The 6,735-nt window shown below is 67.8% G+C and carries 10 protein-coding genes; 5 read left to right on the top strand and 5 right to left on the bottom strand.

Features of this window, described 5'->3' with window-relative positions:
* From VGE49_RS00065 to dapB, 3 genes are all read left to right on the top strand, one after another.
* On the top strand, positions 1-682 hold a 682-nt coding region (locus VGE49_RS00065), incomplete at its 5' end, for an Hsp70 family protein (protein ID WP_331032551.1).
* A 185-nt stretch (positions 683-867) separates the two neighbouring features.
* Positions 868-2,073 (top strand): molecular chaperone DnaJ, encoded by a 1,206-nt coding sequence (gene dnaJ / locus VGE49_RS00060; protein WP_331032550.1) that lies wholly within the window; start codon positions 868-870, stop codon positions 2,071-2,073.
* A complete protein-coding gene (dapB, locus tag VGE49_RS00055; RefSeq protein WP_331032549.1) occupies positions 2,070-2,819 on the top strand; it encodes a 4-hydroxy-tetrahydrodipicolinate reductase in 750 nt (249 codons plus the stop codon). The genes dnaJ and dapB overlap by 4 nt, the downstream gene beginning before the upstream one ends.
* Before the next feature lie 35 nt (positions 2,820-2,854).
* Here dapB and mmcB read toward each other — a convergent pair whose 3' ends face one another.
* The 4 genes from mmcB to thpR form a co-directional block, all read right to left on the bottom strand.
* Complete coding sequence (mmcB, locus tag VGE49_RS00050; protein WP_331032548.1) at positions 2,855-3,301, bottom strand: DNA repair putative endonuclease MmcB; 447 nt, start codon at positions 3,299-3,301, stop codon at positions 2,855-2,857.
* A 44-nt stretch (positions 3,302-3,345) separates the two neighbouring features.
* Positions 3,346-3,888 carry a lipocalin family protein gene (locus VGE49_RS00045; RefSeq protein WP_331032547.1) on the bottom strand — a complete coding sequence of 181 codons (543 nt, stop codon included), beginning with the start codon at positions 3,886-3,888 and terminating at the stop codon, positions 3,346-3,348.
* A gap of 66 nt (positions 3,889-3,954) precedes the next feature.
* Positions 3,955-4,518, bottom strand: coding sequence for a GNAT family N-acetyltransferase (locus VGE49_RS00040; RefSeq protein ID WP_331032546.1), 564 nt, complete (start codon positions 4,516-4,518; stop codon positions 3,955-3,957).
* Positions 4,515-5,054, bottom strand: coding sequence for an RNA 2',3'-cyclic phosphodiesterase (thpR, locus tag VGE49_RS00035; RefSeq protein WP_331032545.1), 540 nt, complete (start codon positions 5,052-5,054; stop codon positions 4,515-4,517). The genes VGE49_RS00040 and thpR overlap by 4 nt, the downstream gene beginning before the upstream one ends.
* 125 nt (positions 5,055-5,179) lie before the next feature.
* Between thpR and VGE49_RS00030 the strand changes: the two genes are divergently transcribed.
* On the top strand, positions 5,180-5,929 hold the full coding sequence (locus tag VGE49_RS00030; protein WP_331032544.1) for a Bax inhibitor-1/YccA family protein: 750 nt from the start codon (positions 5,180-5,182) through the stop codon (positions 5,927-5,929).
* Between the two features lie 64 nt (positions 5,930-5,993).
* Here the strand turns inward: VGE49_RS00030 and VGE49_RS00025 are convergent, their stop codons facing one another.
* Positions 5,994-6,332 carry a DUF2794 domain-containing protein gene (locus tag VGE49_RS00025; protein ID WP_331032543.1) on the bottom strand — a complete coding sequence of 113 codons (339 nt, stop codon included), beginning with the start codon at positions 6,330-6,332 and terminating at the stop codon, positions 5,994-5,996.
* Positions 6,333-6,465: 133 nt separating this feature from the next.
* Between VGE49_RS00025 and VGE49_RS00020 the strand changes: the two genes are divergently transcribed.
* Positions 6,466-6,735: SDR family oxidoreductase (locus VGE49_RS00020; RefSeq protein WP_331032552.1), on the top strand; the 270-nt coding region annotated here is incomplete at its 3' end.

Here is a 6,735-nt window from a genome sequence, read left to right as displayed (position 1 = left end):
CACCACCATCCCGACCAAGAAGAGCCAGGTCTTCTCGACCGCCGACGACAACCAGTCGGCCGTGACGATCCGGGTCTTCCAGGGCGAGCGCCCGATGGCCGCCGACAACAAGGTCCTGGGTCAGTTCGACCTGATGGGCATTCCGCCGGCGCCGCGCGGCATGCCGCAGATCGAGGTCGCCTTCGACATCGACGCCAACGGCATCGTCCACGTCACCGCCAAGGACAAGGCGACCAACAAGGAACAGTCGATCCGCATCCAGGCCAACGGCGGCCTGTCGGACGCCGACATCGACAAAATGGTCAAGGAAGCCGAGGCCAACGCCGCGGCGGACAAGGCCCGCAAGGACCTGGTCGAGGCCCAGAACGGCGCCGACAGCCTGATCCACTCGACCGAGAAGGCCCTGTCGGAGCACGGCGACAAGATCGACGAGGCCACCAAGTCGGCCATCCAGTCGGCTCTGGACGACCTCAAGTCGGCCAAGGACGGCACGGACCCCGAGGCCATCCGCGAGAAGACCAACACCCTGGCCCAGGCCTCGATGAAGCTGGGCGAGGCCATGTATGCGGCCCAGCAGGGCGCCGGTGAGGGCGGGGCTTCGGCTGACGCCCCGGCTGACGACGGCGTGGTCGACGCCGAGTTCGAGGAAGTCTCGGACGACGACGACAAGAAGAACGCGTAACGAAACGCGACTGAAGACGACCGGCCCCGCTTGCCAGACGGCAGGCGGGGCCGTTTCATAAAACTTGCATCATTTGACCGGGCGCCCATGTCAGCAGTCATGGTTTTCAGGTCGTCCGCGAACGCTCGATCCTCGGTTGAACAGGGACGGCGAACGTGGCGGGAAAGTAAGAGGACGAACGCCTGATGGCGCAGCGTGACTATTACGAAATTCTGGGGGTTGAGCGGACCATCGACGCCGCCGGCCTGAAGTCGGCCTATCGCAAGCTGGCCATGATCCACCACCCGGACCGCAACGGCGGCTCGGAAGAATCTCTCGCCCAGTTCAAGGAGATTTCCGAGGCCTATACGGTGCTGTCGGACGATCAGAAGCGCGCGGCCTATGACCGGTTCGGTCATGCGGGCGTGAACGGCGGCGCCGGCGGCGGCGACCCCTTCGGACGCGGCGGCCAGGGCTTCCACGACATCAACGACATCTTCTCCCAGGTCTTCGGCGACGCCTTTGGCGACGCTTTCGGCGGCCGGGGCGGCGGACGTCAGCAGGGCGGCCCGCGTCGCGGCTCCGACCTGCGCTACGACCTCGAGATCACCCTGGAGCAGGCCTACAAGGGCGCCGATGTCGAGATTTCGGTGCCCACCACCATGACCTGCGAGGTCTGCGACGGCTCGGGCGCCAAGGCCGGGACCAAGCCAAGCATCTGCTCCACCTGCGGCGGCGCCGGGCGCGTGCGCCAGGCCAACGGCTTCTTCCAGGTCGAGCGCACCTGCCCCCGCTGCGGCGGCTCGGGCGAGATGATTTCGGACCCCTGCGGCGCCTGTCACGGCCACGGCCAGGTCCGCAAGAACCGTCAGCTCAACCTCAAGATTCCCGCCGGCGTCGATGACGGCTCGCGCATCCGCCTGTCGGGCGAGGGCGAGGCCGGTCAGCGCGGCGGCCCGCGCGGCGACCTCTATGTCTTCCTGTCGGTGCACGATCATGAGCTGTTCGAGCGCGACAACCTGGATCTGCTGGTCACGGTGCCGGTGCCGATGACGGTGGCGGCGCTCGGCGGCGTGGTCGACGCCCCCTGCCTGGTGTCCGAGGCCTGCGACGGCAAGTGCAAGGCCACGGTCGAGGTGCCCGCCGGCGCCCAGACCGGCAAGACCGTTCGCATCAAGGGCAAGGGCATGCCGCACCTGAACGGTCGCCAGCGCGGCGATCTGGTGGTCGAGTTGTTCGTCGAGACCCCCGCCGACCTGACCCCGCGTCAGAAGGAGCTGATGCAGGAACTGGCCGCCTCGTTCGGCGAGAGCCAGAACCCGCGCAACACCACCTTCGCCGGCAAGGCCAAGCGTTTCTGGGCCGACATCATGGGCGGCGACGCCGAAAACTCGAAAGAAACCGCCGCGTGAGCGACATCTTCCACGCCGGCATCTCCGGCGCCCGGGGCCGCATGGGCCGCGCCGTTTCGCAAGTCCTGGACGCCCGCGAGGACGTGGTGGTCGCCGCCCGTTTCGACCGGGGCGAGACTCCGGGACTGAACCTGTGCGACGTCATCATCGACTTCTCGACGCCCGAGGCCTCGGTCGATCTGGCCAAGGCCTGCGCTGAACGCGGCGGTCCGGCCCTGGTCATCGGCTCCACCGGCCTGTCGCCGGAACAGGACGCCGAGATCGAGGCGGCGGCGGAGAAGATCGCCATCGTTCGTAGCGGCAATTTCTCGCTGGGCCTCAACATCCTGATCGGCCTGGTCGAACACGCGGCCCAGCGTCTGGACGGCCGCGACTGGGACATCGAGGTGCTGGAGACCCATCACCGGCGCAAGGTGGACGCCCCCTCGGGCACCGCCCTGATGCTGGGCGAGGCCGCGGCCAGCGGCCGGGGCAGGGACCTTGAGGACCTCAGGACCGCCCCCTACGACGGCATCACCGGCCCGCGCGAGCCGGGCAAGATCGGCTTCGCCTCCCTGCGCGCCGGCGGCGTCATCGGCGAGCATACGGTCCTGTTCGGCTCGGAAGACGAACTGCTGACCCTGTCGCACTCGGCCATCGACCGCTCCCTGTTCGCCAAGGGCGCCGTGGCCGCCGCCGCCTGGGTGCGCAACCGCCGCCCCGGCCTCTACGACATGCAGGACGTGCTGGGTTTCCGTCAGGCCTGAAGCCTGACAGGCGCTATCGCTCGCCGCAGGGGCGGTCAGTCCCGCATGGTTCTGAGCGCGCCCAGACGGGCGAAGGCCAGGGTCAGGGCCTTCCTGCGCGCGGGCGCCAGGGGCGTGGCGGGCGCGCCGCGCACTACGGCCCCGCCGAAGCCGTCGGCGACGATCAGGCCCGGCGCGTCAGGCAGGACGGCTTGCGGAAACTCCGGCGCCACCGCGAAGTAGAAGGCGTCGCAGAACGGCCCGTACTCCTGCCACTTGCGGTCGACGCGGTAGTCGTCGACGCCTGATTTCACCTCGCAGATGACCACGTCGCCCTTGGGCCCCAGGGCCATGACGTCGGCGCGCCGCCCGTTGGGCAGACCCACCTCCAGCAGGGGCGCATAGCCCAGATCGCGCATCAGCCGCGCCGCCCCGCGCGTGACCGACAGGGTGGTCTCGGGACGGCTGAAAACCAGTTCGAGATGCAGGGCGGAGGCGGCCATACCGCCTTTATGTTTCGCCTATGTTCTTATCGCAAGCGGCGCCGTCAGCGGCCCGTGTGAACCGGCTGGCCGCTGAAGCCCAGTTCCCGCGCCCGCGCGATCAACCGAGTCCGAGTCGCCTCTGACGGGCTTTGGCTGCGGTGCCAGATCCACCAGTTCGACTTGTTCGGCAGGCCCATGATGGCCCAGCTGTAATCCGGCGCATGATCCCAGACCCAATAGTTCTGACCCGCCAGACCGCCAAAACTGAGCAGGCCCCTCAGGGTGAAACGGAACTTGGCGTTGGTCGAGGTATCAGTGACACGGGCGGCCGCCCGCAGGGTCTCGATCTGTCCGCCCGGGCGCCGGGTGCAGGTCACGGCGATGGCGTAGCGGCTGCCGGGGGTCTGGGGCGTGAAGTCGATCTGGGCGCGGCTGCAATCCTTCTGAACATCATTGGGATTGCGCACGATTTCGAACCAGCGGCCGTCAAAACGGTCCAGATCGACCGCCTCGGCCTGGGCCAGGACCGGGCTGGCGAACAGGGTCGCGGCCACGACGGCCGCCGCCGCGGGCAGGGCCAGGGGCTCAAACTTGGGGTGTTTCATACGGCGTCCTCCGAAAGTCCTGGCGGGGTCCTTACGCCCGACGCCGTGCTTCGGATGACCTGGCGGCTACAGACGGGTGCGGTTGACCTGCCAGGCCTCGCGTGTCTGGCCCCACAGATTGACCACATGGTGCTGGAAGGGCGGGGGGATGCGGCCGGGCCCGCGATTGTTAGATCCCAGCCGCTGCGCCACCTTTTCCGAGCCGAGATTATCGGGATCGATGCAGTGGATGACGTCGGGCCAGTCCAGCACGTCGAAGGCGTAGTCCATGGTCGCGGCGGCGGCCTCGACCGCATAGCCCTTGCCCGTGGCGTCGCGGTGCAGGCTCCAGCCCACCTCGCGGCCGGGCCAGTCATAGGGGTGCAGCGGCCCGATGCGGCCCATCCACTGACCCGTCGCCTTCTCGATCACCGAGAACATGCCCTCGCCCTGCAAGGCCCACATGCCGGCGACCGAGGCCATGGCCCGCCAGACCTCGTGCTTCGACTGCACCCCGCCGATGAAGCGGGTCGTCTCCGGGTCGCTCATGAAGTCGGCCCAGCGCGGGAAGTCCTCCAGCGTCGGGGGGCGCAGGAACAGGCGCTCGGTCTCCAGCGTGGGGCCGAGGGGCGAGGCCGGACGCTCGATCACAGCAGATACTCCCGCTCCAGCGTGTAGACGCTGCCGTCGCCGGTCAGGACGCTGGAATAGAGGCCGAAGCGATCCACGCGGATCGGCGGCGAATGCAGCAGGTTGTGCCCGGCGATCCAGGCCCCGATGCGGTCCGGGTTCGCCTGGGGTTTCAGATAGGCCAGGGTCACGTGGGGCCGGTACTCGCGCTTCTCGGGCGGCACGCCCGCGCGCTCGCCCGCCGCGCGACAGCGCCCGGCCAGGACGTTCAGCGGCTCCGACCGTTCCAGCCCCGCCCACAGGGTATGGGTGCGGTGGGCGTCGCCGAAGGCGCCGACGCCGTTGAGGGTGATCTCGAAGGCCCCGCCGCTCTCGGCCCGGCTCAGTTCCGAGGCCAGGTCGTCGGCCGTGCGCTCGGACGCCTCGCCATAGAAGGCCAGGGTGACGTGCAGGGCGTCCAGCGGCCGCCAGCGCGCGCCCGGCAGGCCGGACTGGCGGCGCTGAAGCGTCTCGGCGACGTCTTCGGGAATGGCGATGGCGGTGAACAGACGCAGCATGCGACCCTTGGTAGCGGGCGGAACGACCGTTCGGAAGACGGGTTTTCCTTGCAAGGCGGCTCCACCGTCCCGATATTTCCGCTCAAGGTCGGGTATTTCCGGCCATTCAGGAGACAAGTTTCGCGATGAGCGACTTCAACAACGGCTATGCGCGCCCGCTTCCGCAGTCGGCGGACATGTCCGTCGACGCCGGTCTGCGCGCCTTCATGCTGGGCGTCTACAACAAGCTGGCCCTCGGCCTGGTGGTCGCCGGCGCCCTCGCCTACGTCACCGGCAACGTGCCGGCCGTGCAGCAGCTGCTCTTCACCCAGGCGGCGGACGGCCGCATCGGCCTGACCCTGCTGGGCATGATCATCCAGTTCTCGCCGCTGGTCATGCTGTTCGGCTCCATGTTCTTCATGAAGAATCCGACGGCCAAGGGCGTGAACATGCTCTACTGGGCCGTGGTTTCGACCATCGGCGCCGGCCTGGGCGTCCTGTTCCTGCGCTACACTGGCGGTTCGCTGGCCTCGACCTTCTTCGTCACGGCGGCGGCCTTCGGCGGTCTGAGCCTGGTCGGCTACACGACCAAGAAGGACCTGACGGCCATGGGCAGCTTCCTGATCATGGGCGTGATCGGCCTGGTCATCGCCTCGATCGTCAACATCTTCATGCAGTCGGGCGTGATGTACCTGATCATCTCGGGTCTCGGCGTCCTGATCTTCTCGGGTCTGATCGCCTATGACACCCAGCGCCTGAAGATGACCTATTACGCGCTCGGCGGTAATCAGGAAGCCATGGGCGTGGCCACGGGCTTCGGCGCCCTCAGCCTGTTCATCAACTTCGTGAACCTGTTCCAGTTCCTGCTGGCCTTCATGGGCGGCAGCCGGGAATAAGGGCCTCAAGCAGCGCGATAGGCCACAAAAATGAAGGCCCCGACAGCGATGTCGGGGCCTTTTTCTATTCCACCACCGTAAACCTGCGGCTGTCGAAGACCCGCAGCACCTGGGCCAGGTCGCGGCCGCGTTTCAGCACATGGCCGCCCTCGCCGATCACGGCCCACTGGCCCTGCTTCAGGCGCAGGGCCGGGCGCTTCTCGATCCGGTAGAGCGGCGCGTCGCCCGAGCGGCGGAAGACGGCGAACTCGGCCACGTCCCTGTGGCCGATCATGGCGTAGTCGCGCCATTCCCCGGTCGCGACCATGCGGCCATAGACCCTCAGCACCAGTCCCAGCTCCGACCGATCAAAGAAGACCGGACCGGATTGCTGGACGTCTGAACTGTGCGGATCAAGGCTCATCATCTTTCAACTTAGGGGGCTCCGCGCCGAACGCCAGCGGCGCCGCGACTTGTCACCCGCGCCGCACCCGTCCAAAAGGCGGGTCAAGTTCAGATACGGAGACGAACCCATGGCGACGAGCGAAGGCTGGGATATGCCCACCGGCGACCTGATGAAGGGCAAGAAGGGCCTGATCATGGGGGTGGCCAACTCCAGTTCCATCGCCTGGGGCATCGCCTCGCAGCTGGCCGCCCAGGGCGCCGAGCTGGCCTTCACCTACCTCGGCGAAGGCCTTGAGCGCCGCGTGCGCCCCCTGGCCGAAAGCGTCGGCGCCAAGCTGCTGATCCAGGCCGACGTCACCGACGACGCCTCGATGGACAAGGCCTTCGAGGAACTGGAGAAGGAATTCGGCACGATCGACTTC

Source organism: Brevundimonas sp. (genome assembly GCF_036405315.1).
GTDB lineage: Bacteria > Pseudomonadota > Alphaproteobacteria > Caulobacterales > Caulobacteraceae > Brevundimonas.
This window is presented reverse-complemented; position numbering and strand designations above follow the sequence as displayed.

Bases quoted from the DNA above. Each gene is read 5' to 3' on its own strand.
- dnaJ (WP_331032550.1), top strand. From the start codon at position 868: ATGGCGCAGCGTGACTATTACGAAATTCTGGGGGTTGAGCGGACCATC.
- mmcB (WP_331032548.1), bottom strand. From the start codon at position 3,301: ATGGCCGCCTCCGCCCTGCATCTCGAACTGGTTTTCAGCCGTCCCGAG.
- VGE49_RS00045 (WP_331032547.1), bottom strand. From the start codon at position 3,888: ATGAAACACCCCAAGTTTGAGCCCCTGGCCCTGCCCGCGGCGGCGGCC.
- thpR (WP_331032545.1), bottom strand. From the start codon at position 5,054: ATGCTGCGTCTGTTCACCGCCATCGCCATTCCCGAAGACGTCGCCGAG.
- VGE49_RS00030 (WP_331032544.1), top strand. From the start codon at position 5,180: ATGAGCGACTTCAACAACGGCTATGCGCGCCCGCTTCCGCAGTCGGCG.
- VGE49_RS00025 (WP_331032543.1), bottom strand. From the start codon at position 6,332: ATGAGCCTTGATCCGCACAGTTCAGACGTCCAGCAATCCGGTCCGGTC.